The sequence below is a fragment of the Providencia sp. PROV201 genome, from assembly GCF_028479545.1.
In the GTDB taxonomy this organism is placed as follows: domain Bacteria; phylum Pseudomonadota; class Gammaproteobacteria; order Enterobacterales; family Enterobacteriaceae; genus Providencia; species Providencia huaxiensis.
Genome location: NZ_JAMPNW010000001.1, coordinates 322,401 through 346,626 on the forward strand (window position 1 = coordinate 322,401; position 24,226 = coordinate 346,626).

Annotated in this window: 28 protein-coding genes and 1 tRNA gene; 13 read left to right on the forward strand and 16 right to left on the reverse strand. The window is 38.5% G+C overall.

Going from position 1 to position 24,226, the window contains the following annotated elements:
• Nucleotides 1-249: 249 nt before the first annotated feature.
• The 5 genes from PR809_RS01505 to PR809_RS01525 all read left to right on the forward strand — a co-directional run bounded on the left by PR809_RS01505 (nucleotide 250) and on the right by PR809_RS01525 (nucleotide 4,522).
• Nucleotides 250-1,668, forward strand: a complete 1,419-nt coding sequence (locus PR809_RS01505; RefSeq protein WP_206276190.1) for an NAD(P)/FAD-dependent oxidoreductase — start codon at nucleotides 250-252, stop codon at nucleotides 1,666-1,668.
• A gap of 109 nt (nucleotides 1,669-1,777) precedes the next feature.
• On the forward strand, nucleotides 1,778-2,134 hold the full coding sequence (locus PR809_RS01510; RefSeq protein WP_206276191.1) for a hypothetical protein: 357 nt from the start codon (nucleotides 1,778-1,780) through the stop codon (nucleotides 2,132-2,134).
• 225 nt (nucleotides 2,135-2,359) lie between these two features.
• The gene (locus PR809_RS01515) at nucleotides 2,360-2,767 is read left to right on the forward strand and encodes an acyl-CoA thioesterase (RefSeq protein WP_102139543.1); all 408 of its coding nucleotides are present in this window, start codon (nucleotides 2,360-2,362) and stop codon (nucleotides 2,765-2,767) included.
• Between the two features lie 548 nt (nucleotides 2,768-3,315).
• On the forward strand, nucleotides 3,316-3,885 hold the full coding sequence (locus PR809_RS01520) for a tetratricopeptide repeat protein (protein ID WP_125890762.1): 570 nt from the start codon (nucleotides 3,316-3,318) through the stop codon (nucleotides 3,883-3,885).
• A gap of 199 nt (nucleotides 3,886-4,084) precedes the next feature.
• Nucleotides 4,085-4,522, forward strand: a complete 438-nt coding sequence (locus tag PR809_RS01525) for a universal stress protein (RefSeq protein ID WP_102139541.1) — start codon at nucleotides 4,085-4,087, stop codon at nucleotides 4,520-4,522.
• A gap of 205 nt (nucleotides 4,523-4,727) precedes the next feature.
• Here PR809_RS01525 and PR809_RS01530 read toward each other — a convergent pair whose 3' ends face one another.
• Both PR809_RS01530 and agp read right to left on the reverse strand, forming a co-directional pair.
• Nucleotides 4,728-5,192 (reverse strand): GNAT family N-acetyltransferase, encoded by a 465-nt coding sequence (locus PR809_RS01530; RefSeq protein ID WP_206277012.1) that lies wholly within the window; start codon nucleotides 5,190-5,192, stop codon nucleotides 4,728-4,730.
• A gap of 108 nt (nucleotides 5,193-5,300) precedes the next feature.
• Nucleotides 5,301-6,554 (reverse strand): bifunctional glucose-1-phosphatase/inositol phosphatase, encoded by a 1,254-nt coding sequence (gene agp / locus PR809_RS01535; RefSeq protein WP_102139539.1) that lies wholly within the window; start codon nucleotides 6,552-6,554, stop codon nucleotides 5,301-5,303.
• Between the two features lie 220 nt (nucleotides 6,555-6,774).
• Here agp and PR809_RS01540 point away from each other — a divergent pair, with 220 nt between their 5' ends.
• Both PR809_RS01540 and PR809_RS01545 read left to right on the forward strand, forming a co-directional pair.
• The gene (locus PR809_RS01540) at nucleotides 6,775-7,215 is read left to right on the forward strand and encodes a GNAT family N-acetyltransferase (RefSeq protein ID WP_166266835.1); all 441 of its coding nucleotides are present in this window, start codon (nucleotides 6,775-6,777) and stop codon (nucleotides 7,213-7,215) included.
• Nucleotides 7,216-7,217: 2 nt separating this feature from the next.
• The gene (locus PR809_RS01545; protein ID WP_206277013.1) at nucleotides 7,218-7,766 is read left to right on the forward strand and encodes a GNAT family N-acetyltransferase; all 549 of its coding nucleotides are present in this window, start codon (nucleotides 7,218-7,220) and stop codon (nucleotides 7,764-7,766) included.
• A gap of 104 nt (nucleotides 7,767-7,870) precedes the next feature.
• On the opposite strand, the gene fdnI is transcribed toward PR809_RS01545, so the two are convergent.
• From fdnI to PR809_RS01570, 5 genes are all read right to left on the reverse strand, one after another.
• On the reverse strand, nucleotides 7,871-8,527 hold the full coding sequence (gene fdnI, locus PR809_RS01550) for a formate dehydrogenase-N subunit gamma (RefSeq protein WP_125890756.1): 657 nt from the start codon (nucleotides 8,525-8,527) through the stop codon (nucleotides 7,871-7,873).
• Nucleotides 8,520-9,407: a formate dehydrogenase subunit beta gene (gene fdxH, locus PR809_RS01555; protein WP_004909723.1), complete on the reverse strand. Its 888-nt coding sequence runs from the start codon at nucleotides 9,405-9,407 to the stop codon at nucleotides 8,520-8,522. The genes fdnI and fdxH overlap by 8 nt, the downstream gene beginning before the upstream one ends.
• A 10-nt stretch (nucleotides 9,408-9,417) precedes the next feature.
• Complete coding sequence (gene fdnG, locus PR809_RS01560; RefSeq protein WP_206277014.1) at nucleotides 9,418-12,465, reverse strand: formate dehydrogenase-N subunit alpha; 3,048 nt, start codon at nucleotides 12,463-12,465, stop codon at nucleotides 9,418-9,420.
• Between the two features lie 410 nt (nucleotides 12,466-12,875).
• Entirely contained in the window at nucleotides 12,876-13,199 is a 324-nt protein-coding gene (locus PR809_RS01565; RefSeq protein WP_195698478.1) for a YnfA family protein, read from the reverse strand.
• 64 nt (nucleotides 13,200-13,263) lie between these two features.
• A complete protein-coding gene (locus PR809_RS01570; RefSeq protein WP_166184867.1) occupies nucleotides 13,264-13,530 on the reverse strand; it encodes a DUF2798 domain-containing protein in 267 nt (88 codons plus the stop codon).
• A gap of 104 nt (nucleotides 13,531-13,634) precedes the next feature.
• Between PR809_RS01570 and PR809_RS01575 the strand changes: the two genes are divergently transcribed.
• Entirely contained in the window at nucleotides 13,635-14,165 is a 531-nt protein-coding gene (locus PR809_RS01575) for a dihydrofolate reductase family protein (RefSeq protein ID WP_166266831.1), read from the forward strand.
• A 47-nt stretch (nucleotides 14,166-14,212) separates the two neighbouring features.
• Here PR809_RS01575 and add read toward each other — a convergent pair whose 3' ends face one another.
• Nucleotides 14,213-15,244, reverse strand: a complete 1,032-nt coding sequence (add, locus tag PR809_RS01580) for an adenosine deaminase (protein ID WP_241098811.1) — start codon at nucleotides 15,242-15,244, stop codon at nucleotides 14,213-14,215.
• A gap of 80 nt (nucleotides 15,245-15,324) precedes the next feature.
• On the opposite strand from add, the gene PR809_RS01585 reads away from it, so the two are divergent.
• The gene (locus PR809_RS01585; protein ID WP_206277071.1) at nucleotides 15,325-16,047 is read left to right on the forward strand and encodes a Crp/Fnr family transcriptional regulator; all 723 of its coding nucleotides are present in this window, start codon (nucleotides 15,325-15,327) and stop codon (nucleotides 16,045-16,047) included.
• A 50-nt stretch (nucleotides 16,048-16,097) separates the two neighbouring features.
• Here PR809_RS01585 and PR809_RS01590 read toward each other — a convergent pair whose 3' ends face one another.
• From PR809_RS01590 to PR809_RS01605, 4 genes are all read right to left on the reverse strand, one after another.
• On the reverse strand, nucleotides 16,098-16,526 hold the full coding sequence (locus tag PR809_RS01590; RefSeq protein WP_181489864.1) for a TOBE domain-containing protein: 429 nt from the start codon (nucleotides 16,524-16,526) through the stop codon (nucleotides 16,098-16,100).
• 191 nt (nucleotides 16,527-16,717) lie between these two features.
• Nucleotides 16,718-17,611 carry a pirin family protein gene (locus PR809_RS01595; RefSeq protein WP_206277070.1) on the reverse strand — a complete coding sequence of 298 codons (894 nt, stop codon included), beginning with the start codon at nucleotides 17,609-17,611 and terminating at the stop codon, nucleotides 16,718-16,720.
• 27 nt (nucleotides 17,612-17,638) lie between these two features.
• Nucleotides 17,639-17,914: a GNAT family N-acetyltransferase gene (locus PR809_RS01600; RefSeq protein ID WP_166185345.1), complete on the reverse strand. Its 276-nt coding sequence runs from the start codon at nucleotides 17,912-17,914 to the stop codon at nucleotides 17,639-17,641.
• Between the two features lie 205 nt (nucleotides 17,915-18,119).
• Nucleotides 18,120-18,803 (reverse strand): hypothetical protein, encoded by a 684-nt coding sequence (locus PR809_RS01605; protein WP_206277069.1) that lies wholly within the window; start codon nucleotides 18,801-18,803, stop codon nucleotides 18,120-18,122.
• 218 nt (nucleotides 18,804-19,021) lie between these two features.
• Between PR809_RS01605 and PR809_RS01610 the strand changes: the two genes are divergently transcribed.
• Nucleotides 19,022-19,177 carry a hypothetical protein gene (locus PR809_RS01610; protein ID WP_272524427.1) on the forward strand — a complete coding sequence of 52 codons (156 nt, stop codon included), beginning with the start codon at nucleotides 19,022-19,024 and terminating at the stop codon, nucleotides 19,175-19,177.
• A 392-nt stretch (nucleotides 19,178-19,569) separates the two neighbouring features.
• Here PR809_RS01610 and PR809_RS01615 read toward each other — a convergent pair.
• A tRNA-Ser gene (locus PR809_RS01615) sits at nucleotides 19,570-19,657 on the reverse strand.
• A 183-nt stretch (nucleotides 19,658-19,840) separates the two neighbouring features.
• On the opposite strand from PR809_RS01615, the gene PR809_RS01620 reads away from it, so the two are divergent.
• Nucleotides 19,841-20,170 carry a TusE/DsrC/DsvC family sulfur relay protein gene (locus PR809_RS01620; protein WP_004256090.1) on the forward strand — a complete coding sequence of 110 codons (330 nt, stop codon included), beginning with the start codon at nucleotides 19,841-19,843 and terminating at the stop codon, nucleotides 20,168-20,170.
• Between the two features lie 6 nt (nucleotides 20,171-20,176).
• Here PR809_RS01620 and PR809_RS01625 read toward each other — a convergent pair whose 3' ends face one another.
• Nucleotides 20,177-20,455 (reverse strand): acylphosphatase, encoded by a 279-nt coding sequence (locus PR809_RS01625; RefSeq protein WP_195698474.1) that lies wholly within the window; start codon nucleotides 20,453-20,455, stop codon nucleotides 20,177-20,179.
• A 219-nt stretch (nucleotides 20,456-20,674) separates the two neighbouring features.
• Between PR809_RS01625 and hspQ the strand changes: the two genes are divergently transcribed.
• Entirely contained in the window at nucleotides 20,675-20,995 is a 321-nt protein-coding gene (hspQ, locus tag PR809_RS01630; RefSeq protein ID WP_004256095.1) for a heat shock protein HspQ, read from the forward strand.
• 84 nt (nucleotides 20,996-21,079) lie between these two features.
• On the opposite strand, the gene PR809_RS01635 is transcribed toward hspQ, so the two are convergent.
• On the reverse strand, nucleotides 21,080-21,493 hold the full coding sequence (locus PR809_RS01635) for a CoA-binding protein (protein WP_272524428.1): 414 nt from the start codon (nucleotides 21,491-21,493) through the stop codon (nucleotides 21,080-21,082).
• A 114-nt stretch (nucleotides 21,494-21,607) separates the two neighbouring features.
• Here PR809_RS01635 and PR809_RS01640 point away from each other — a divergent pair, with 114 nt between their 5' ends.
• A complete protein-coding gene (locus PR809_RS01640; RefSeq protein ID WP_102138515.1) occupies nucleotides 21,608-22,066 on the forward strand; it encodes a methylglyoxal synthase in 459 nt (152 codons plus the stop codon).
• Between the two features lie 55 nt (nucleotides 22,067-22,121).
• On the opposite strand, the gene helD is transcribed toward PR809_RS01640, so the two are convergent.
• The gene (gene helD / locus PR809_RS01645; protein WP_166185300.1) at nucleotides 22,122-24,173 is read right to left on the reverse strand and encodes a DNA helicase IV; all 2,052 of its coding nucleotides are present in this window, start codon (nucleotides 24,171-24,173) and stop codon (nucleotides 22,122-22,124) included.
• Nucleotides 24,174-24,226: the final 53 nt, after the last annotated feature.

Here is a 24,226-nt window from a genome sequence, read left to right on the forward strand (position 1 = left end):
TATCCTGTCTATTCTTCTATCCAAATAGTGCCAGCGCCAGTATTTTTCTTGAACATTATTACTCTTGAAATAGTGGCGCCCATTTCATATCCGAAAAACATTTTTAACATTTAATTAAAAATTTTAATTTCAACCCAATTTGGTTTACAATTATAATTATTATTAAAGATATAATTACAATTATAAATATTTCTAATTGAAGCTTTGGTCAATTGTGAAAAACTCATTCGATATAAGGAACTTAATAAGATGGCTATTACTAGAAGAAAATTTTTGATTGGTGGTGGCGTTGTTGCCGTTGCTGCAGGGGCCGGAATTTTAACTCCAATGTTAACTCGTGAAGGTCGATTTGTGCCTGGTAAGCCACGACATGGCTTTGTTGCAGGAACTGAAGGCTCTCTACCACAGCAAGCTGACGTCGTTGTTATTGGTGCTGGAATTCTGGGGATCATGACTGCAATTGAGCTGGTCGGGCGTGGTTTAGATGTTGTTATTGTTGAAAAAGGTAACATCGCAGGCGAGCAATCATCCCGCTTCTACGGCCAAGTTATCACGTATAAAATGCCAGATGAAACGTTCTTACTACACCACTTAGGGAAACAGCGTTGGAGAGAGATGAACGCGAAAGTCGGTGCAGATACTAGCTATCGTACTCAAGGTCGCGTTGAAGTACCATTTGATGAAGAAGATCTTGTCAACGTTAGAGAGTGGATTGATACTCGCAGTAAAAACGTCGGTTCAGATATTCCGTTCAAAACACGTATTATCGAAGGTGCTGAGCTCAACCAGCGTTTGAATGGTGCACAATCTAAATGGACTATCGCTGGTTTTGAAGAAGACTCTGGTAGCTTAGATGCTGAAATTGCGACCTTCGTCATGGCAGATTACGCCAAAAAATTAGGTATAAAAATTTATACTAACTGTGCAGCTAGAGGCTTAGAAACCCAAGCAGGCGTCATTTCTGATGTCGTCACCGAGAAAGGGGCTATCAAGACTTCGCGTGTTGTTGTCGCAGGTGGCGTATGGTCAAGACTGTTTATGCAAAACTTAGGTGTTGATGTCCCAACACTACCCGCTTATCAATCTCAGCAACTGATCACCGGGTCACCAACTGCACCGGGGGGTAACGTTGCTTTACCTGGCAATATTTTCTTCCGTGAACAAGCTGACGGCACCTACGCAACATCTCCACGTGTGATTGTTGCCCCTGTTGTTAAAGACTCCTTCGTTTATGGTTATAAATACATTCCATTGCTGTCTATGCCTGATTTCCCTGTGCATATTTCATTAAATGAGCAGTTAATTAATTCATTTACCGAACCAACCAACTGGAAGTTGGACGAAATTTCACCTTTCGAAAAACACAGAAATATGACGGCATTGCCTGATTTACCTGAGTTGAATGCATCATTTGAGAAATTAAAAACTGAATTCCCTGCATTTAAGGATTCTAAACTTATTGACCAATGGAGTGGTGCTATGGCCATCGCACCTGATGAGCATCCAATTATTTCTCAGGTTAATGAGTATCCGGGCCTTGTCATTAATACTGCTACAGGTTGGGGAATGACAGAAAGCCCAGTTTCTTCTGAGCTCACGGCTGACTTGTTACTGGGTAAAGAGCCATCATTGAATGTTAAACCATTTAGCCTATACAGATTCAGCTAAACTGGCTTGTAAAACTTGCTCACAAAAACCCTTCCATTTGAAGGGTTTTTTTATTGCCTATTGTGTCTTTATTACATAGTATTCGAAACTTAAATCAAATGGAGTGATTATGAATAAATTACTATTAACAATAGCGATTTCACTATTAAGTACCACTGCTTTCGCTGAGAAAAGTTATACCGTAGAGCAATTAGAGGATATGATTGCTAAAAACAATAAACCACAAATTGCAGTGCCTGTTTTAGATGGATCAATTGCAAAAAACGATTTTCCAACCTGTAAGTCAGGCTTAATCGAGTGGCTTGATGGTGTTGAAAAATACCCTATTACTGTTGAAAAAGATGTTGATGGCGAAGATTTTTCTGCCACGATTTGGGCTGAGTCTAAAGCATTTTTAGTTTCTTGCGTTAAAAGTGGCAACAATGCAAAAGCTGTTCGTATGAGCGCAGAGTATTTAGATAATTAATTTCATGCCTCACTTATAATTTAAAGGCTCATAATTTGAACTCAGAGCCTTTAATATTACCCTTCTGATTTTAGCTACAGCTGATATTCTCAAAAACTTCCCCTGCCGGAACGATTCACTTCACATTTATTGCTGAATTAATTTGAAATGAGTATTACACTTAGCCTTTAACATTATTGCTTTTAACAATTACGAGCATACTAAGTAACAATTGTAAGGTAGACCATGAGTTCCATCGCTGACGATGTTATCGCACAAAAAATAGAACAATCCATTTCTCGCGTCTCTAAAGTCGTATTTCCAACAACAACGAACCACCATAGCACCCTATTTGGCGGTACTGCTCTCGCTTGGATGGATGAAGTTTCTTTTATTACCGCAACGCGTTTTAGCCGTAAGCGCCTCGTTACCGTATCAACTGAGAAAATTAATTTCACCCACCCAATCCCTTCAGGCACTATTGTTGAATTGGTCGGTAAAGTCATTCGAGTCGGAAGAACCAGTTTAACGGTTAATGTATCGATTTTTTTAGAGGATATGTATTCTGATGGTCGTGAAGAAGTGATACATGGCCAATTTAATTTTGTCGCCATTGATGACAACGGTAAACCTACTCCATTATTTGAGTTATAAGCTTTTTTAAGCCATCAACGGGCAGGTTCTTATCATATTGTTAAGGTGTGGACTCTGTAAATTTCAATTCACACCTTTCTAATACATATGCACTACTCCTTATTTTATTTACTTTCCTCACCTTTAATGTGTTTTATATCGATAATTTATTCGTATTAAATGTCTTTTAAAAATAATCTTCTAAAATAAAACTTATCAATTAATATTTTATTCTCTTATCTTTAACCTCCGCATATGATTTCAAATCATTTTTTTATTAATATCTTGTAACAACAGATACATAACATTACTAAAAGACATTAAACTTCATACTCAAATATATTGTCTTTTTTATTATATATTGATATTTTTCAATTAAAATCGTAGAGTATGGGAAGTTACTAATTACCCTAAAAATGCGTAAAAACACACAACGTATCGCTTGTTTTATATTACGTATTTTGATGTAGTTTTTTTTATATAATATGCTTTACTTTGTTGACAATAAATCTCATTGAGACATTGTATTAAAAACAGAAAAAAACAACGCTAATATAAGATATCAAATCATGCTTAGAATTCTCTCATTTATTATTTTATGTGCCTTTTCAATTAACCTGAGTGTCGCCGCAGTTCCCAAAGAAGCCATTAAACGCATCGAGCAAGAGGCACAAAAAGGGGATATAAAAGCACAAGTCATGTTAGGAATTGGCTATTACCTTGGGAATGAGCTTAAACAGGACTATGGTAAAGCAAAGAAATGGCTAACAATGGCATCGAATAAAGGCAACTCCGATGCTCAGTTGTTTTTAGGTGATATGTATTTAAATGGTAATGGTGTTGAAGCCAACCTTGAAACGGCTATGGATCTATTCGAAAAGTCAGCGAATAAAGGCAACGTTGAAGCCCAAAACTACATGGGGCAGTTTTACTATCAAGGTATTGGTGTAAAACAAAATTATATTATTGCTTTTGAATGGTTCAAAAAATCTGCCGATAAAAAGTTCCCACCAGCACAATACCAAGTCGGTAAGATGCTAGAAAGTGGTGAAGGCGTTGAAATAAATGAAAAATCCGCGGCCGAATATTTAGCTCAAGCCTGCAAAGCTGGCTTAAAAGAAGCTTGCGTAAAAAAATAAACCTATCCTAATATTCCCTGCATTTTGCCTGATATCATTCATTGTAATGACATCAGGCTTCTCTCTTTTTTTGATGAAAAATCTTATTACCGCTACTTGCTCACACCCTTTGCCCAATAAATCCATTACTATTAATAATCGAATTCACAATGTATGATATTGTTCTAAACTTATAATATAAAAGAAAAAGGGAGATATTATGTACAAGACAATTTTAGTTCCTATCGATGTAACCGAAGATGCCCTCACTAATTTATTAGTGCCTCATGTTAATTCGCTACAAAAATTGAACGATGCAACAGTACACTTTCTTGCCGTAACCGCACCAATTTCAAATTATTTACGCTACGGTGGCACAATCTTGCCAGGAGACTTTCCTGATGACGAAAAGCAAGCTGAAATTATTCTGACCGAGCTAAAAGAAAAAATTAAATTATTTGATATCCCAGCAGATAAGATACAGGCAAAAGCAACCGTCGGCTCTGTTAAAGACGAAATTCTCGCGACAGCAGAAGATATTAACGCTGATATTATTTTACTCGGTTCACGCCGCCCAAGTATGTCAACCTATTTGCTCGGTTCGAATGCAGCCTCAGTAGTTCGCTATGCGAAAACTAGCGTATTAGTTGTTAGATAATAAAGGCTAAAGTTACATTTACAGCTAAACCAACGTATTTTACAAATAAAAGGTTTAGTCTTAATGATTGTTACAAAAAACAGCAAAGACATACACTTTACAAGGCTATTTTCTCGCTAATTTAGAGTAAATTAAAGGCTCATAAACATTTTCGTGATTTTCACGCCCTGCTTTTTAGCAGGGTTTTTTTATGCGATAAAACTGTTCAGTGGCTTAATCTAAAACGCTTAAAAGGAATACCGTCAAAATCAACAATAGCCTCTTCAGTAAAACCATAACGCAAAATCGCTGATATTTTCTTACGCGTTAGCGGTAAGTGAATTGTAACGGACTCAACCTTCAGTGATGTAAAAGCTTTATGAATTATATTATTAACAATGTATTTTCCCTTTCCCCAAAACTTGGGATGCAAAACTAAAGCTAAATCCGCGTCACCCGCTTCATTTTGTAACCCTCCCCAGCCTGCAAACTGACCATCAATCATAATGGCCCATACGCCATAGCCATGTTGATCCCAATGCTGCTCTTTTCCTGCAACCCACTCACGGCAGGCTTGCTCATCAAAAAGATGACTGCCTAACGGCATATGTTCAAGCACTGCAGGGTGAGTATTTAATGCGATAAGATCTGCAGTACCAATTTGGTTTAGTTGAAAAAACTGAATAGACATAGTGAGCGTTTTATCCACATAACATATTAATAAACCGAATATATAATTTAACTATCTTCCCAAAAAATGATGCCCCACTCAAGTTAGTCGGGCATCAACACTCCGTTATTACTGCTCTAAGGCTGTCGCCATGACTTTTTGGAAATCTTCCCAAGAACAATAACCGCTTTTATCTATTGGGCACCCTTTTAACTCTAATGTGACATGCTTAGGAGGTGTTTGTAATGACAAATATGTATTATCCCTAAGCTGATCTGAGGTTTGATAAACATATTCTACTTTCATAAAATCTTTATTAGCTTGTTTGTCCGTCCAACGTTGAAACACTAATTTCCCCCCAATTGGGGTGTGCTCATACTGCTCTGGTAATTGATATGGTTTAAAATCCATAGCTGACATCAACGAAGCAATATTCGAATCATGCCCGACTAAGAATATAAATTTTGCAGTTTCTCCTTTATCGACAGAAACAAAGCCTTTATCAATATAATTCAGTATTGGATGAGCCACATTCTTAGCAATAATTTTTGGCGTAAACAACGTTTCTTGGTAAGCATTTTTTAACGTATTCAGTTTTTTCCATTTTTCAGGGGTATCCACAAGCCCCCAAGCCACATCATTAGCCGGAAAACCTTCATAATATTGCAGATCAATAGCGTCTACAGCTGAATTCGCAATTTTTAATGGGCCACTGACGCCCGGTTCTTTTTCTGCTTCAATAATAAAACTATTTTTTTGGCTGTTTAAATTACACAGTTTATCTGTTTTACATTTTTGGGAGTCTTTAATATTCAGAACTGTATCCAATTCTTCATAACCCGCTGTAAGCGATAACCCGTTAAAATATTGCTCCATCTCCGCAAGTGCCTTTTGCTTAAATTCAGGGGAGCCATTCGTAATAATAGGGTTAAAAACAGGATCCATTTTGCCAATTTCAGGCTGATGATGAATACTCACCTTGCACCCAGGAAATGCACCTGCCGCAAAAAATTGGGCGGTTGCTATCGTTCTTTGTAGACTATTCGTATAAAGATACACATCCTCATTACTCGTTGGGCACAGTTCATCTGCAAGTAATTTATTTTGGTCGATCCATTCCCTAAAATAATGCCCCATATAGACTTCAAGTGCGCCGCCTTTCGTTGTGAGATAACCACTTTGCGCATCCCAAGCAGGCCATTTTTTATCAGTCACTTCAGTAAGAATACCGGTATTTACGATAGGTGTACGTAAATTATGGCGGCTAAGGACTAAAACTTGGTCCAAAATCATATCTGATTCGGTGCCTGTATTGGCTAATACAGGTGCAATTGGTGTTAATAGTGCCGTAGATAAACAGAGAGTTAATAATTTATATTTCATTAAGATACCCCTACGATTAAATTAACAAAGAAAAGTACTTTTATCGCTATATTAAATAATTGGCGAAAAAATTACGCCGTAGCTAGTCTAATAATGAAGTAGTTAGCTTTTTTTTCTGCGATAAATATCTCAAAAACAACCTTAACGTAAATTTAAAATAAGCGATTGACATAAAAAAACCAAAAGCTAAGATTTCCAGTTAATACATGGAGATAATATAATGATAGTCCAAAGTGCTACACGTGCACACGATGATGATATTATTCGTGTTTGGGAGTCTTCAGTTAGAGCTACCCACCATTTTTTAACTGAAGAAAAAATTGCGGAGCTAAAAGTTGCTATCAAACAGCTTTATTTACCGCATTTAGCTGTTTTTGTGGCATTTGATGACACAGGCAATATGACCGGTTTTCTAGGCTGCGATAAACACCGCCTTGAAATGTTGTTTATTTCTCAAGAAAGTAGAGGCCAAGGTACTGGGAAAAAACTCCTTCAATATGCCATTGACACGTTAGGCATTACTGAACTGGACGTTAATGAGCAAAATCCTCAAGCCATCGGCTTCTATCAGCACATGGGTTTTACACAATATGCACGTTCTGAACTAGATGGCGAAGGTAATCCATTCCCTATTCTCCATATGCACCTTAATAAAGAATAATCATGAAAATCATTGAATTAGAAACTGAACGTTTACGGCTACGTGGGTGGCAAGAAGAAGATAAGCACCCACTTTACCAAATGAATAGCCATCCCGATGTCATGCACTACTTTCCTTCTGTGCTAAATGAACAGCAAAATGCACAATTTATGGAAACCATCATAGATAAATTCGCTCAACAAGGGGGATGGGGATTATGGGCTGTAGAATTAAAATCCAATAAACAATTCATTGGGTTTATCGGTTTAAATATTCCCGCCGCTAATTTACCTTTTTCCCCTTGTGTTGAATTAAGTTGGCGCTTGCATCCCAACTATTGGCACCAAGGCTATGCGACTGAAGGGGCTCACGCCGCGATCAAATTTGCATTTGAACAACTAAAACTAGAAGAGCTTGTTGCGTTCACCGCGGTGGTCAATTCTCCATCAGAATCTGTTATGAAAAGACTTGGAATGATAAAACATCCAAATAACTTTTATCACCCTGCACTCCTTGATGGCCATTGGTTGCAAGAACATGTGCTATATCGATTAGCGGCTGACAACCGTTAGTTTGCCATAATGAAATTGCTCACAATTCATGCTTATTTACATCCAATAAAAAACCGCTGCCATGCTTAGTCACACAACAGCGGTTTCGCTAACCTAAAAATAAATTATTTTTTACTTTCAGCTTCGGCTTTGGCTTCTTTCGCTTCAACATCGCGGTACCAACGAGGGTGATGTTTTCTCGCCCAACGGCGGCTAACTTTCCCTTCGATCATTCCGTTGATTGAACCTTTAACCCAAAATGCCATGTACATATGAATTAAAATGGCATGGATCAAGACAATCGCAGCAACAGCGTGGATCAACAGCCCCCAACGCACCATCCACATTGGGAATAAATGTGCGAAATAAGGGCGCCAAATAATAATACCGGTGACCAAGAGCACAAAAATCAGGCTCATGATACTCCAGAACATCATTTTTTGACCGGCGTTATATTTACCGACATCAGCCACTTCATGTTCGTTACCTTTGAGTACTTCAACAATATTTTTAATCCAAGGTAAGTCTTTCTTATCTGGAATATTGTGTTTTACAAAGCGAACAAACATAAACATCAGCACGACGAAAATGAGTACACCGAAGAATGGGTGTAAAATCCGTCCCATTTGTGGTGTACCAAAGGTTTCCGTCAACCATTTCAGTGTTGGGAAAAATAACGCGATCCCCGACAAAGCAACCAAGAAGAAACTGATGACAACCGTCCAGTGACACGCGCGGTCAATAAACTTAGTCCGCACAATCATTTTGCTTTTCTTACTCATGGTCATCTTTCTCCTCTTCATCACTCACTTCTTTGTTCGGACCAATTCCCACATAGTGGAAAATCAACCCTGCAAAGGTCGCGATAAATCCAACGACAGAAAGTGGTTTCAAGATGCCCTGCCACAGATTGATTGGCGTATCAATTTGTGGGTCTTTAGGCAGGCCATGATACAGTTCAGGTTTGTCAGCATGGTGAAGTACATAAACAACATGTGTACCACCAACGCCTTCAGGATCATAAATTCCCGCTTGCGCATAACCCCGATTTTGCAATTTCGTTACGCGCTCTGCACCGTATTCCAACATCTCTTTTTTCGTACCGAAACGAATAGCGCCTGTTGGACAAGTTTTCACACATGCAGGCTCTTGGCCAACACTCACCCTATCAACACACAAGGTACACTTGTACACTCGATTATCTTTCGGGTTTAATCGAGGAATGTTGAATGGGCAACCTGCGATACAATAGCCACAACCAATACAGTGCTCTGATTGGAAATCCACAATACCATTTGCGTACTGAATGATTGCTCCTGCTGATGGGCAAGATTTCAAACATCCAGGATCGGTACAGTGCATACAGCCATCTTTACGGATCAGCCATTCTAGCTTGCCCATTTCAGTGGTTTCGCTAAAACGCATCACCGTCCACGATTTTGCACTTAAATCCGTAGGGTTATCATAAACCCCAACGCAGTGGCCAACTTCGTCACGGATATCATTCCACTCAGAACATGCCACCTGACAAGCTTTACAGCCGATACAGGATGACACATCGATGAGCTTACAGACTTCAAGCTTATCATCACGCGCTTGTGGCGGAGGCGTAATGCTATTGGTCGCGGAACGTTTAATAATGTCTTGAGATTGCATGGACATGTTCCCTCCCTTACGCCTTCTCAATGTTAACTAAGAATGCCTTATACTCAGGTGTCTGAGAGTTAGCATCGCCGACAGACGGCGTTAACGTATTGGTGATAAACCCTTTTTGAGTCGCGCCTTCAAAGCCCCAGTGAATCGGTAATCCAACAGTTTCAATTGGTTTCCCATCCACCATCAGCGTTTGTAATCGAGGAGTGACAACCGCAACTGCTTTGATAAACCCACGCTTACTACTGACTTTGACCTTATCGCCTAACGCAATTCCTTTGGCTTTCGCTAGTGTTTCGCTGATTTCAACAAATTGCTCTGGCTGAGCAATCGCGTTCAAGCGAGCATGCTTGGTCCATGTGTGGAAATGCTCTGTTAAGCGGTATGTGGTTCCTACATAAGGGAAATCTTTGTGGTCGCCAAGACGTTTCTTGTCTTCATCAAAAATTCGCGCCGCTGGGTTAGAAACCACATTCGGGTGCAACGGGTTAGTGCCAAGTGGTGTTTCAAATGGCTCATAATGCTCAGGGAATGGCCCTTCTGCCATCTTATCGATAGCAAATAAACGACCTAAACCTTCTGGTTGCATGATGAATGGCCCTGTTCCTACTTCAGGTGCAGAAGCATTAAAGTCAGGAATATCATTACCGACCCATTTTTTACCATTCCACTCGATAAGCACGCGGTCTTTATTCCACGGTTTACCTTGGGTATCACAAGACGCACGGTTATAAATCACACGGCGGTTCAAAGGCCATGCCCATGCCCAGCCCAATGTGTTACCGATACCGGATGGGTCGCTGTTATCACGATTTGCCATCTGGTTGCCTTTCTCAGTCCAGCTACCGGTGTAAATCCAGCAAGAAGAGGCTGTTGAACCATCGGCTCGCAATAAAGCAAATGAGCTGAGTAATTCACCTTTTTTCGCTTGTAAATTGCCGTCAGCATCATAAAGATCAACCAGTGCAACACCGTTGTTTTCTTTTGCCACTTCTTCTGATTCAGGATGGAATTGTTGTTTATAATTCCATTTCATTTGCATCAGAGGATCTTGGCCTTGGCCACCTTCTTTCTCATACAATTCACGGATCTTATACAGAATTCCGGTCAAGATTTGGCCATCATTACGCGCTTCGCCTGGGGCATCTGCGGCTTGCCAGTGCCATTGTAACCAACGGCCTGAGTTTGCTATCGAGCCATCTTCTTCCGCAAAACAGGTCGATGGTAAACGGAACACTTCGGTTTGAATCGAAGCCGTATCAACGTCATTCATCTCACCGTGATTTTGCCAGAAATTAGCCGTTTCAGTGACTAATGGGTCTACAACAATCAGGTATTTCAATTTACCGAGGCAACTAACCACTTTGTTCTTATCAGGGAATGAAGCCACTGGGTTAAACCCTTGACAGATATAGCCAGTCACTTGGTTTTTGCTCATCATGTCAAAATACTTCATGACATCATAAGCTTGGTCCCATTTAGGTAACCAGTCATAACCCCATTGGTTTTCTGCTTGAGCTGAATCACCATAGAAAGACTTCATCAAACTCACGAAGAATTTAGGATAGTTACTCCAGAAATTCACCTGATTTGGTAATGTCGCTTTTGGTGTATTCGCAGTCAGGTAGCTATCAATGTCTTGATGCTTTTCAGAAGGCAGCGTCAAGTAACCCGGTAAACTGGTTGATAGTAACCCTAAATCTGTCAAGCCTTGAATGTTCGAGTGCCCGCGCAATGCGTTCACACCGCCACCCGCAACCCCCATGTTACCTAGCAGTAACTGGATCATAGCCATGGTGCGAATGTTTTGTGCGCCAACAGTATGTTGTGTCCAGCCTAATGCATACAGAAAAGTCCCAGCTTTATCTGCCGCACTTGTTGTGGCTAAAATTTCACAGACTTTCAAGAAATCGGCTTTTGGCGTTCCACAAATTTGCTCAACGATATCAGGCGTATAGCGTGATACGTGTTTGTGAAGTAAATTCCACACGCAACGTGGATCTTGTAATGTGTCATCGCGCAATGCGTGACCATTTTCATCAAACTTATAGTTCCAGCTGGTTTTATCGTAACTACGCTTATCAGCGTCATAACCACTAAATAAACCATCGTTAAAGTCAAAATCGTCTCTAACAATCAACGATGCATTGGTATAGTTCTGAACATACTCAGCATTGATTTTTTGGTTTTCAATCAGGTACAGCAAAACGCCCGATAAAAAGGTAATATCGGTTCCTGAACGGATAGGGACATAATGGTCAGCAACTGATGCAGTACGCGTAAAACGCGGGTCTATGACAATCAGTGTGGCATCATTGTTATTTTTCGCTTCAATTGCCCAGCGGAACCCAACAGGGTGTGCTTCCGCAGCATTACCGCCCATAACGACGACAACATCGGCATTTTTGATATCAACCCAGTGGTTGGTCATCGCACCGCGACCAAATGTTGGAGCAAGACTTGCTACCGTTGGTCCGTGTCAGACACGCGCTTGGTTATCAACCGCTAGCATTCCTAGCGATCTGGCGAATTTTTGCGTCAACATTCCCGTTTCATTACTAGCAGCTGATGCACAAAGCATCCCTGTTGATAACCAACGGTTTACAGTTGTTCCTTCCGCATTTTTTTCAATGAAATTCGCATCGCGATCATCTTTCATTAAGCGTGCAATGCGTGTGAAGGCATCATTCCAACTAATGCGTTCCCATTTATCAGAGCCTGGCGCTCTATATTCTGGATAACGTAAACGATTTTCGCTTTGGATATAGTCGAGTAGGCCAGCCCCTTTAGGACATAAAGCACCACGGTTTACCGGGTGGTCTGAATCACCCTCGACATGGAATATCGCGGATTTAGCATTCATGGCGCCATCGCCCATGCTATATATTAGTAATCCACAACCGACAGAACAGTAAGTACAAGTATTACGCGTCTCTTTAGAGCGAAGTAATTTATATTCACGTACATTAGCTATTGCCATTCCAGGCATAAAACCTAACGCAGCTACAGTTGTACCTGCCATCCCGCCAGCGCAGATTTTAAAAAACTTTCTGCGACTAACGTTCATTGCTACCTCTTTATATTTTTTGTATAAATCGATGAGAGAATAGCAGCCTAATATGATTAGATATTGCCTAAAATCAATGAAAGTGAAAATAAAAGTTTAATTAATATTAACTGAGTAGTTAAACATCAATTAAAATTACTACCAATAGAGTATTTATTGTTAAATTGATTTAGATCAAATGTTACATTTTAAAATATTTTAGTTAAATGCTGTTTTAATTAACATTTCATAAAAGAGAATAGTTTAATTTCGTAAAACAATAACCCTTACATTTAATTTAAAATTTAAATGTGGATTTAGCATTTATTTGATGAAATAAACATAAAGAGATAATGCTGTAGCCATCTTAGTCCCCTCATTACCTTAAAATAAATAATTAAATTTTTAAGATAATGAGATAACATTATCATCTACTTCCAACCACTAATAATGATCCCTGCCCCTACAAGTACAACCAGAGCACCCACCCAATCAGTCACAGTAAGAGAGACACCATCAACCACTTTCAGCCAGACTAATGCTGTGACAATATATATCCCGCCATAAGTTGCATAAATTCGTCCGCTCGCTTCTGGGTGTAATGTCAGCAACCAAACAAACAGCATTAAACTTAAGGCTGCAGGAATTAATAACCAAGCCCCACCTTGTTTTTTCATCCAAAGATAAGGAAAGTAACAACCTGCAATTTCAGCCAATGCTGTAATAAAGAACAAACCAATAATTTTTATCGACATAAAATCCCATTCAAAATAGTGCCCATAAATTTCACCTTTATATTAGCAATTTTAACACTCACTGTTATGCATTTTTAACTAACATCAGTGAAATTCGCCTTGCAATCGGTAAGACAAAAAATACGGTCGGGAAAGCAATCATCCAAGAGAGCATCCACGAACTCAACCAAGGAAAAAACACTTCGCTGGTGAAGCCCAAGGCTCTTATCGTACTAATCAGCGAAACAATTCCACTCATGACAAGGGATAAAAAGAAAGGAACAAGAAAAATCATTGCACGAGCGGGTAACTTGGGAATACCTAAAACATAATTACGGTCTTGATGTGACATAAAAACTCCAAGGTTGGCGGGCACATAAAGCACTATATCACCCGTATTATTACACTTTCATTCATTATTATAAGCTGTAAAACAATTCGAATAGGTACCATATTATGATTTCAGGACATGTATTTATAGCAACCAGCTTAGACGGTTATATCGCCCGAAAAAATGGTGATATTGATTGGCTACAATCCTTCGACTCAACAAATGAAGATCACGGATATCATGATTTTATGAGTCATATTGATGCTATCGTTATGGGACGTGGTACTTATGAAACACTCTCTCATATGACCCCTTGGCCATATGAGTTGCCAGTTATAGTGCTTTCTTCATCATTAGCCAGTCTGCCAATCCCTGAACATTTAATTGGCAAAGTTCGCTTCCTCAATCACCTCCCCGAAGAAGCCATGGCTCTATTAGAAAAAGAAGGACATCAACATATTTATATTGATGGCGGGCAAGTAGTTCAATCATTTATAAACAGCGGGTTAATCAATAAACTGATTATTACACGATTACCTATATTACTTGGCAACGGGCGCTCACTATTTGGCCCAATACAACAAGATATTCGCCTAAAACATATCCAAACCATTACCTTCCCATCCGGCTTTGTACAATCACACTATGAGATTTAATGAGTTAAAAGGGAAAAGTGGTATTCCACCGCTCCCCTCAATGATGCTTAAAGCCAATTTTTGATTTTATTAGTTAATTGTTCTCGCACAATATCATTAAGAAAACTTGCCTCTAACGCGTGCACATTACACTGAATAAAATCGTCAATAGTCCAGTTAAAAACCTTGTGTAATAACTGGTATTCTTGATTTAATGTCGTATTCGCAACTGTTCGCGCATCAGTGTTAATATTCAGCCTTACACCACGTTTCTTTAATTCGTTAACTGGGTGTACTTGAATACTGTCAAAAACATTACAGGTAATATTACAGCTAGGACAAACTTCAAGTAATATCTTATTAAGCTTTAACCGTTCAATTATTTCGTCACTTTCAATACTTCTTACGCCGTGTCCAATACGGGATACTTTTAGTTTATCGAGTGTTTCAAGCACACTTTCATACCCTAAAGCTTCCCCTGCATGAGCAATCACATGGCCACCACATGAGCGAACATAATCAAACGCAGCTTGATGGTTACTCAGTGTAAACCGAGCTTCATCTGCAGCTAAATCTAATGCAATAACATTACGGCCTTGATAATCAATAACTAATTGGGCCGTCTCCAAGCTTTGTTGTTCTGTAAAATGGCGTAAGGTACATAGTATTAGCCTAGCTTCGATAGCGTATTTTTCTTTGGCTTGTTCCATGGCGTCCAAAACAACTTCGACTACCTCTGCACTTTTCAGTCCTTTTCTAAGATGTAACAACGGAGCAAAACGTAGCTCAACATAAATAACATTATCGTTCTGTAGTTGTTCAAATAAATCATTTACAGCAAGAGAAATTGCCATTTTAGTTTGTAAAATATCAAGTTGTGGCTCTATACACTTTAAAAAATCACCTAGATCTTCACATTTTTCAGGCGCAATAAATGTGCTAGCAAATTCGTTAAATGAAATGGATGGGTTAGCTTGCTTTACATAGTGAAAACTTAAGCAAGTGTCTAAATGCACATGTAATTCGACTTTAGGCATTAAATTTATCTTTTCATGCATATCATCAGTACAGCCAACTCTATTCGATAATTGTTCTTTCATGTATATCTCCTTCTATTGAATATCACCTAAACTAACAGTTCATCAATAGATAAAAAAAGGACATACGTCCTTTTTTACACTTGCGAATCTATGCCATACTGCTCACTGTAAATACACACATTGATAGAATAAATAATGAAAAAATTATCTCTTCTGAAAAAATCAAAGAATATTTTACTCTCTATCAGCTTGATAAAATTCTGACTGAAGAAACAATAAAGTCAGCAAAATTTATTAAAATCAGCTCATCTGAATACTTAATGTCGCAAAATGACACAATTAAATTTATCTACTTTCTTTTAGAGGGAAAACTACAAGTTGAACGCTATGAAATAAATGGCGAGCATGTTGTTTTTTCATTTGAAAATGCGTTTTCAGTTATTGGTGACTTAGAATTATTTCAGAACAATGATGCCAAAAACACCCGTATTTACAGTACGATACAGGCAGTCACAGATTGTGAATTACTCGCATTTCCACTACAAATTATTCAAAAGAAAGAACTTAGCTCCCCTATTTTTTTACAATTTATATGTCAACATCTTAGCAAAAAGCTTTTTAACGCATCGCAGCTACACTCTTCTTCTGCATTTTCTGTTGAATATAAATTAAGACGTTATTTAGTTTTTGCCGAAAACCAGTATGGATCTGAATTTAAATTGGAAAATCGCGATTCAATAGCCGCCATGCTTGGTGTGTCTGTCAGGCAACTAAACCGCACATTAATAAAACTAGTTGAAGGTAAGCTTATTGAGCTTAAAGGTAAAAAAATTAAAATCATTAACCTAGAAAAGGTTAACTGACTGAAAGTGAATTACAAAAGGCTGTTATAACAGCCTTTCTACAATTTTTACTACTTCTTAGTTGCCAAAATAACACTGGAAGCTTTGATAATGGCAGTTACTTTACTTTTAACATTTAATCCCAACTCTACGGTACTATTATTTGTTACCACTGCAGATAATAAAGTTCCCGCACTGGTTTTTAAATTTACCACAGAATTAACGCTCCCTTTTTCAATGGATTCAATCACGCCATTAAATTGATTACGAGCAGAGAAATTATATTCTTCAGCGTTGGACACAAGCACAACCCAAGGTGCTTTTATTACTGCCGTTGCCACTTTACCTTTTTCTAAACCAAGTTGTTTGGTACTATTTTTAGTAATCACTGCCGCAATACTTTCACCATTGCCTAAATCGAGTATAATTTCATCATTTACCGCTCCCATAACAATGGACTCAACAACACCTGAAAGTTGGTTTCTTGCAGAAATAGCCATTAAACATCTCCTATACTTTAATAAAATACGACTTCAGTAAGATTATTTTTTAATAATTTAATACTATTGCCATTTGAATTAAGATTCAAAACAAAATCGCATTTATAGGCAATATGCTTAGCGTTATAGTCGTATTTAGAATGACTTACTCCTTCATTTCATATAATAAACAAAGGAGTAACTTAAACTGATTACGGCATAACTGGAGCCAGTGTTGGCTCGCGCCTATCATTAAAAACGTTCCCAAAACGAGAACTTCCTTGGTTCCATTCCTCAACTGCGTTATGAATATCAGCTTTAGTTCGGCCAATAAAATTCCACCACATCAACACAGGTTCATTTAAAGGCTCACCACCCAGTAATAAAATATGGCTATCTGTGGCGAGTTCTACAGAAACTTCAGTTATATTTTTGCCTAAATAAACTAATTCATTACTATTAACTTGCTGCCCTTCAATAACAGCACTGCCACTTACCACAAAAATACCGTATTCAAATTCAGAGCGTAACGTTAAAATTTGTCGAGCGGATTTCTTCGCAACAATATCGAGCCCGATCAACGAAGAAAATGTTAATGTTGGTGCTTTATAAGTTCCATATTCCCCAACGAGTAAATTGAAGTATGTTTCACCTTCAGACCAACGTGGCAATATAGGATAATGGTCAAAACGAGGGGCAATATCTTTAACTGCTTCAGGTAAAGCAATCCACAATTGCACTGCATGTAACTGGCGACTCTCTCCATGGGTATCTTCAGAATGGCTGATCCCATGACCCGCTGTCATTAAATTGACCTGCCCTGGCCGAATAACCTGTTCATAGCCAAGACTGTCTCGGTGTAATACATCACCTTCAATCATCCAAGTGAATGTTTGTAAAGCTGTATGAGGGTGAGGTGATACCTTCATCCCCTCTGAATCGCCTTTAAAAACCGTAGGCCCTGCATGGTCAAGAAAACACCAAGCACCTATTAGTCTCCGCTCTCTTGTCGGTAAAACTCGTGCAACAGGAAGCCCACCAACATCTTTCGAACGTGCTGTAATCAACTGTAAATCAGGTATTTTATCATTATGTTGAATACTCATGCTTACCTCATCAGTAATTAACAAATATTATTGGCGGATATCACTGTATTCAGGCGTTCTATCGAATATTGCTTTTGCAAAAGGGCATAATGGAATAATTTTTCGCCCTTCTTCTCTCATTCGCTCAACAACCTTAGCAACTAATCGCTTTGCAATGCCCTGTCCTTTTAAGCTTTCATCAACCACTGTATGGTCAATAATCACTAAGTCGTCACCAGTATAAACAAAAGTTATTTCGGCAAGGCGCGTTTGCTTGTCATCAGATAAAATAAAAAAGCTATTGTGATTGGATTGGATATTCATCATAAATAACGCCTCTACGTTAAATCAATTTAACTTAGAGTATGTGAGGTATGCTGAAAAGACAATATTCTTCAATTGTCGATGTGATCCAAATATTTTGAAGTTAAAATAAGAATAAAGTGAGAAAAGATGCTGCGACAGCGCTTAACTAGAGACTAAATTTAGTTTAACGCTGTTTTCAACTAGTTCATTAATGTGATGCACATTAATTGTCAGAAAAATTACTTATCACCGTATAGGTTAATGAATTTTCTGAACTATCGATAATTTTTAATTTTACATTTCGATAAGAAATAATATCGCTATTCTTAAGGTTATACTGAATATTATCTCCAAATCCTTGATTCTCAATATTTGAACCTATTCTCTGATAACTAACATCGACAACCTTGTCATTTATCCCATTGAAAATTAAGGCTTGTTCAAATGAATCACCATCAGAATTATTTAGTTTTACCTGTTCGATTTGTGCTTTATCACTACAAACAGCGACATTAACATCTGTCACGATACAGATCTCATTAGGACCAGACCCTTTTTTAATTAAAAGTGAATTCCACGGTTGCCCTAAAACCTCAACAGTGACCGAGCCAGAATCAACGATTTGGTCTGGCATATAAAAATCGCCTTTATCACTTGAACCCACTTTTTTGAATACACCGGGGATAATTTTGTAAGCCAAATCTATCTGTATTGGGTTTAATACTTTAATTCCGTCTATTTCACTAATATTGCCTTCTCTTACTAAGGGTTGCCCTACTGTAATATGGTTGACCTGGCCTATTTTAGGTTCACTGATTTTTTGTGAGTCAGGGACATAGTTATACTCAGTTACCGCACACCCAGATAAAGAAGCAATACAAAAAGCAGGAATTAATAATTTATTCATCTTGATAAATCCATGGAGTTAAGATACTAAATAATATATTTATAAAACAGTTACAACAAGTTACTATTTGTATCCTCTGATACACATCAAACCTTTGGTTTATCATTCCGTTTGAATTTTTCTCTACTTATATTGAATACTAAAAAATACTGTAACTATTCCGTCTTATTCATATTTAAATTAATAAAATGTTATAAACGAAGCATTAATAGTTATAAATGTACAAAATAACCATTTTACAGATGGATAATCCACCTTATGAGATATTAATAACACAAGCAATTGCTTTTAATGCACATCAACATTTTAATCAAAGAAAGCCACTAGAAAAAGAACTACGCGAATTAGAACAATTACCCATGAAGCCACCGTAGCTGGATAAGTAATAATTAGCCTTAAAACAATCAAAATATATTCATGGCTTATTAAAATAACAGTTCGGTAATAATTTTAAAAAATCCGCCGAAGTGGATATTACCATTTTAATTATTAGACATATGAGAATCATCCGATATTTAAGTAAAAGTAACCTAATACCCCAGTATTGCACCAATCAAAACGATATAAAAGATGATAACAGCGATAATGCCAGCGTGTAGGATTTATCTACAGGAAAATTGTAGAGGGAATTTCTATACAAAAAACTATACAACAAATTGTAGAGGATTTAGAAAGACGTTAGTAGGTTCGGTAGTGTGTAATTTCGCTAGAATGCTTGATTTACTTGGGATTGGAAGACTTTAGAAGATGTTGCTAGAAGTGAAGATGGCGGAGGAGGAGAGATTCGAACTCTCGGATGGTTTCCCATCGGCGGTTTTCAAGACCGCTGCCTTCAGCCGCTCGGCCACCCCTCCGCAATGACGTGCACTATAAACATCCTCTCATTGGATGTAAACCCCTAATGTGATCATTCGCTTTAAAAATATACGTCTTTCATACTGTTAGGCGAAAATATCAACATTCTAACGACTTTACTTGGGTTACATCTCTATTTTTGCTAAATTTACGTTCTAATTTTATTTGAGTTGAAAAAGAGTATGTTGGTTTTTAATAATCAAGAAATAGAAACAGATGCGCAAGGTTACCTGCTTGACAGCCAACAATGGAGTGAAGAATTAATTCCTTTACTCGCACAGCAAGAAGATATTGAAATTACCAATGAACACCTCGAAATTATCCGTTTCGTCAGGAATTTCTATTTGGAATTTAATACCTCTCCTGCTATTCGTATGTTAGTTAAAGCAGTTTCCCAGCAGTTTGGGGAAGAAAAAGGCAATAGCCGCTATTTATACCGGTTATTTCCTAAAGGTCCTGCTAAACAAGCGACTAAACTTGCAGGCCTGCCAAAACCGGTGAAATGCATTTAATTTCCGCTAATAGCGGACACTAAAGTCCGCTATTGGCTCGGTTTTCCAGTTTTCGGTAAAAAAATGGTCTACCTTTGCCCCTGGAGGGCCCCCAGCTTTCAGCCACTCATCAACAAACTCAATATCTTGCTCTGAGCCATAAATAGCTAGCTTAACACTACCGTCATCCCGGTTACACACAAAGCCTTTTATGCCATTCTGATTAGCCCAATGATAGGTCTGGTAACGAAACCCAACCCCTTGAACACGACCATAAATATAAAAATATCGACCTGATGTAATCATGTGAGCCTCCATTGTCAGAGCATAATGTATTGATACCTTCTTTTAACAGTTGTTTTTTATTCATTGAACAGATAATCTGCTAAATGAGGCACTGCTTTTGATCGTTACGTATAAAGACAGTGTATTGCGTTATTGATAATTGTCTATATCTTAGCTTGAAAACGCGTAGCACTGCCCACATATAGTTTGAAGTATAAGCAAGGCTTTTAGGAGGTCGCTATGATGATCACCAGTAAATATGGAATCGGGCAACAAGTTAGACACAAACTTCTCGGCTACTTAGGCGTTGTTGTCGATGTAGACGCTGAGTATTCGCTCGAACAACCACATGATGATGATATTGCCGCTAACAGCACACTACGCGATCTACCTTGGTATCATGTTGTTATGGAAGATGACAATGGGGATGCTGTTCATACTTATTTGGCTGAAGCTCAAATTACTTATGAAACCGTAGAAGACCATCCAGAGCAACCATCAATGGATGAACTAGCGGAATCAATAAGGTCTCAGTTGCAAGCACCTCGCCTTCGCAACTAACCTTCAAATATTTATATTGTTATTTATGAACGCAACCGTAAAGCAGCTCACTAGCTGCTTTACTTTTTTAACGCTAGAAATACTTTATTTTTCAAGACCTAAAGCAGGTATTTCTTGTTTTGGGCATTTATCCATAACAAACTGCAAACCAGCCTGCAAAGCGATTTGCTGTGCTTCTTCACTAATCACCCCTTTTTGTAACCACAAAACTTTAGCTTTAATTTCCACTGCTTCTCTGGCCACTCCTACTGCAGCTTCTGCATTACGAAACACATCGACCATGTCAATAGGCTCTAGTATATCACTCAGTTTTTCGTATACAAGCTGCCCTAATAAAGTTTGCCCTGCCAATTTGGGGCTCACTGGAATAACGGTATAGCCTTGATGCAAAAGATATTCCATAACTTCATAACTCGGCCTATTTGCCTTATCACTCGCTCCCACTAAAGCAATAGTTCGAACACACTTTAAAATTTCAGCAATTTCTTGATCTCTCATCAAAATATCTCCCAAAACCTATAAACTATTCACTAGCATTATGATATATGTTGTATATCTTTGCTCATTCAATTTTTAAAGATGTTTATCTCGCATCTTACTTAAGGGAATATCATGGAATCAACAACCCGTAAAATTACAGCCTCAAAAAATATTGCTTTGGTTGCCCATGACCACTGTAAACCTTCATTATTATCTTGGACTAAGAAAAACAATGAACGGCTCCAAACTCACAAATTATACGCAACCGGCACAACAGGTAATTTAATCCACCAGCACACTGGGTTGCCGGTCACCAGTATGCTAAGTGGCCCTATGGGGGGAGACCAGCAAATAGGCTCAATGATCGCAGAACAAAAAATCGACCTCTTGATTTTCTTCTGGGACCCTCTTAACGCTGTACCTCATGACCCTGATGTTAAAGCATTGCTACGTTTGGCTACAGTTTGGAATATTCCTGTCGCGACCAACCCTGCAACTGCTGATTTTTTAATCACATCACCCTATTTTGATAATGTAATAGACGTCGTTATTCCTGATTACGAAAGCTATTTAAATAAACGAACTAACTAATCTACCAATATTAAGCGCCACAGCATTCTGGCGCTTAATACAAAATAAGATTACCTTAAGGTTTCTTTTGCTTTGGAACGCCCAATTGCTTGAGTTCATCAACAAATTCTGACGGTTTTTCTGGGTCATAGAGTAACCAAACTTGCTGCTTAGCCCGTGTTAATGCGACATACAGCAAACGTCTTTCTTCTGCGTGATCAAAATCTTCTGGTTTAGGCAATAAAGCTCGCTCAATGATTGATTCGCGCGCAGGAGCAGGGAAACCATCCTTTCCGCTATTCAGACCACAAATGATGACATGGTCTGCTTGCTGCCCTTTTGAGGCATGAATCGTCATAAACTGAATATTTAATTTTGGCCAACGAGTTTTGGCTTTATCTAAAATAGTAGGTTTTAAATAATGGTAGCGGGCTAGCACTAATACCGTTTCATCATCAAGCACATAGCCACTCATTTTGTCCAACAAACGTTCAAAGGCATCCTCACAAAGAAGAATAACCGATTTTTTATTCCCTTTCGTTAAGCTATTCAATGGTTTATCTAGCTGCATTGGGTTTTGTAAAATAAACTGGTTAGCCACTTCACCAATACGCTCATTAAAACGATAAGTGGTGTCTAAAGCGCAAAGTTCTCCAATGCCAAAGTTATGCTCAAACGATGTTGTTAAGTCTAATTCTGCACCACTAAACCGATAGATAGCCTGCCAATCGTCTCCAACAGCAAATAACGTCGTTTGCTTATTCTGCTGTCGTAGTACCTGCAATAATTTAGCTCTAAGAGGCGAAATATCTTGGAACTCATCGACTAAAATATGTTTCCATGGGCTAATAAAACGCCCTTTCTCTAAAATGTTAATGGCCTGATGAATTAATCCAGAAAAATCAATTGCACCTTCATCTTTCAAAGCGCTTTTCCACACTTTCAATAACGGCGCCATTAAACGAATGCGCTTTTGGAAAAGGTCCCTTATTTCTTCTTCCGTATTATCAATCATGTCCTTCTGGCTACCGCCATGCATACGCATTAAGCTTAGCCAACGGTCTAACCTAGCAGCCACTTTATTGCTTAATTTTTCGTCTTTCCAAAACTCACCGTCTGGAATTTCCCACTGCAATTCTTCAGAAAGCCATTCTCGCCAGCCTTTTGCTTGTGCTTTCTTTGCTGAACATTGTTCTCGCCATTCATTTAATAATAGTGTTTGCCGTTTTTGAGTGTCAGTTTCTAACTCACTAATTACTGGCGATTTTTTGCTACCTTCACGAATAATGTGTAAAGCAAGAGCATGGAAAGTTTTTGCTTCAATATCTTGTTGTAGTCGTGAATGAATACGTTCATTCATTTCATCTGCCGCTTTGCGACCAAAAGCTAACAATAGAATTTGTTCTGGTTTTGCCAAACCCCGCAAGATCAACCAGCCAGCCCTAGCCACGAGGACTGATGTTTTACCACTCCCAGCCCCTGCCAGTACTAATACGTTATCCTCACCATTAATTACAGATAAAGACTGTGAATAATTGAGTGGTGATGTTTCTACTTGCTGGAAAAAATCGTGATAGTGAACTAAGACAGACTCACACCAGTGATCGTTAATTTGCCGTCGACAGTTTTGGCCATTATTTAGCCAATTTAAGCATTCGTGATATTGTGGTGCACAATTTTCAAATAATAAAAGGCGCGCCAAAGGCATAGGTAGCGATGAGAATTTCTGTGATATTTTATCTTTTATCTCGGCTAAGTGGCGCAACGTCAACCAATGATCTTGTTGCGTCAATTGTTCAATCGAATTAACTAATTCACTCAATACACTAGCACTGACGTGGCTCATTTCAGTGCTCCATTGTTGCCATTTTTCATTTAAGTAATGATAAAAGCGCTGAGTTTGCTTCCATTCCGTACCATGTAAACGAACAACCTGCTCATTCACAATTTCAAATTCTAACTCCCCCCAAACAATCCCTCTCTTACAACGAATATCAATGAGTTCATTAAATGGGATAAGATATTGGTGGTTTTCACCACTCACTTCAATACCTGCGTTGAGCAAGCGAACCCGATTGTAGGGATGCTGAGCCAGACGCTGTCCAATCTGTGTTGATTTCAGTTCCATACGTCCTGCACCTGAGAAAATCAATGACAAAAATACGGTTGGCTTGATTCCAA

Excerpts from the sequence above, each read along its gene's own strand:
- PR809_RS01545 (WP_206277013.1), top strand. The coding sequence starts at position 7,218 with ATGAAAATCATTGAATTAGAAACTGAACGTTTACGGCTACGTGGGTGG.
- PR809_RS01575 (WP_166266831.1), top strand. The coding sequence starts at position 13,635 with ATGATTTCAGGACATGTATTTATAGCAACCAGCTTAGACGGTTATATC.
- PR809_RS01540 (WP_166266835.1), top strand. The coding sequence starts at position 6,775 with ATGATAGTCCAAAGTGCTACACGTGCACACGATGATGATATTATTCGT.
- PR809_RS01620 (WP_004256090.1), top strand. The coding sequence starts at position 19,841 with ATGTTGGTTTTTAATAATCAAGAAATAGAAACAGATGCGCAAGGTTAC.
- PR809_RS01525 (WP_102139541.1), top strand. The coding sequence starts at position 4,085 with ATGTACAAGACAATTTTAGTTCCTATCGATGTAACCGAAGATGCCCTC.
- hspQ (WP_004256095.1), top strand. The coding sequence starts at position 20,675 with ATGATGATCACCAGTAAATATGGAATCGGGCAACAAGTTAGACACAAA.
- PR809_RS01625 (WP_195698474.1), bottom strand. The coding sequence starts at position 20,455 with ATGATTACATCAGGTCGATATTTTTATATTTATGGTCGTGTTCAAGGG.
- PR809_RS01530 (WP_206277012.1), bottom strand. The coding sequence starts at position 5,192 with ATGTCTATTCAGTTTTTTCAACTAAACCAAATTGGTACTGCAGATCTT.
- PR809_RS01640 (WP_102138515.1), top strand. The coding sequence starts at position 21,608 with ATGGAATCAACAACCCGTAAAATTACAGCCTCAAAAAATATTGCTTTG.
- PR809_RS01515 (WP_102139543.1), top strand. The coding sequence starts at position 2,360 with ATGAGTTCCATCGCTGACGATGTTATCGCACAAAAAATAGAACAATCC.
- PR809_RS01595 (WP_206277070.1), bottom strand. The coding sequence starts at position 17,611 with ATGAGTATTCAACATAATGATAAAATACCTGATTTACAGTTGATTACA.
- fdxH (WP_004909723.1), bottom strand. The coding sequence starts at position 9,407 with ATGTCCATGCAATCTCAAGACATTATTAAACGTTCCGCGACCAATAGC.
- PR809_RS01505 (WP_206276190.1), top strand. The coding sequence starts at position 250 with ATGGCTATTACTAGAAGAAAATTTTTGATTGGTGGTGGCGTTGTTGCC.
- PR809_RS01610 (WP_272524427.1), top strand. The coding sequence starts at position 19,022 with ATGTACAAAATAACCATTTTACAGATGGATAATCCACCTTATGAGATA.
- PR809_RS01520 (WP_125890762.1), top strand. The coding sequence starts at position 3,316 with ATGCTTAGAATTCTCTCATTTATTATTTTATGTGCCTTTTCAATTAAC.
- PR809_RS01510 (WP_206276191.1), top strand. The coding sequence starts at position 1,778 with ATGAATAAATTACTATTAACAATAGCGATTTCACTATTAAGTACCACT.
- PR809_RS01600 (WP_166185345.1), bottom strand. The coding sequence starts at position 17,914 with ATGAATATCCAATCCAATCACAATAGCTTTTTTATTTTATCTGATGAC.
- fdnI (WP_125890756.1), bottom strand. The coding sequence starts at position 8,527 with ATGAGTAAGAAAAGCAAAATGATTGTGCGGACTAAGTTTATTGACCGC.
- PR809_RS01565 (WP_195698478.1), bottom strand. The coding sequence starts at position 13,199 with ATGTCGATAAAAATTATTGGTTTGTTCTTTATTACAGCATTGGCTGAA.
- add (WP_241098811.1), bottom strand. The coding sequence starts at position 15,244 with ATGAAAGAACAATTATCGAATAGAGTTGGCTGTACTGATGATATGCAT.
- PR809_RS01570 (WP_166184867.1), bottom strand. The coding sequence starts at position 13,530 with ATGTCACATCAAGACCGTAATTATGTTTTAGGTATTCCCAAGTTACCC.
- agp (WP_102139539.1), bottom strand. The coding sequence starts at position 6,554 with ATGAAATATAAATTATTAACTCTCTGTTTATCTACGGCACTATTAACA.
- PR809_RS01635 (WP_272524428.1), bottom strand. The coding sequence starts at position 21,493 with ATGAGAGATCAAGAAATTGCTGAAATTTTAAAGTGTGTTCGAACTATT.
- helD (WP_166185300.1), bottom strand. The coding sequence starts at position 24,173 with ATGGAACTGAAATCAACACAGATTGGACAGCGTCTGGCTCAGCATCCC.
- PR809_RS01605 (WP_206277069.1), bottom strand. The coding sequence starts at position 18,803 with ATGAATAAATTATTAATTCCTGCTTTTTGTATTGCTTCTTTATCTGGG.
- PR809_RS01590 (WP_181489864.1), bottom strand. The coding sequence starts at position 16,526 with ATGGCTATTTCTGCAAGAAACCAACTTTCAGGTGTTGTTGAGTCCATT.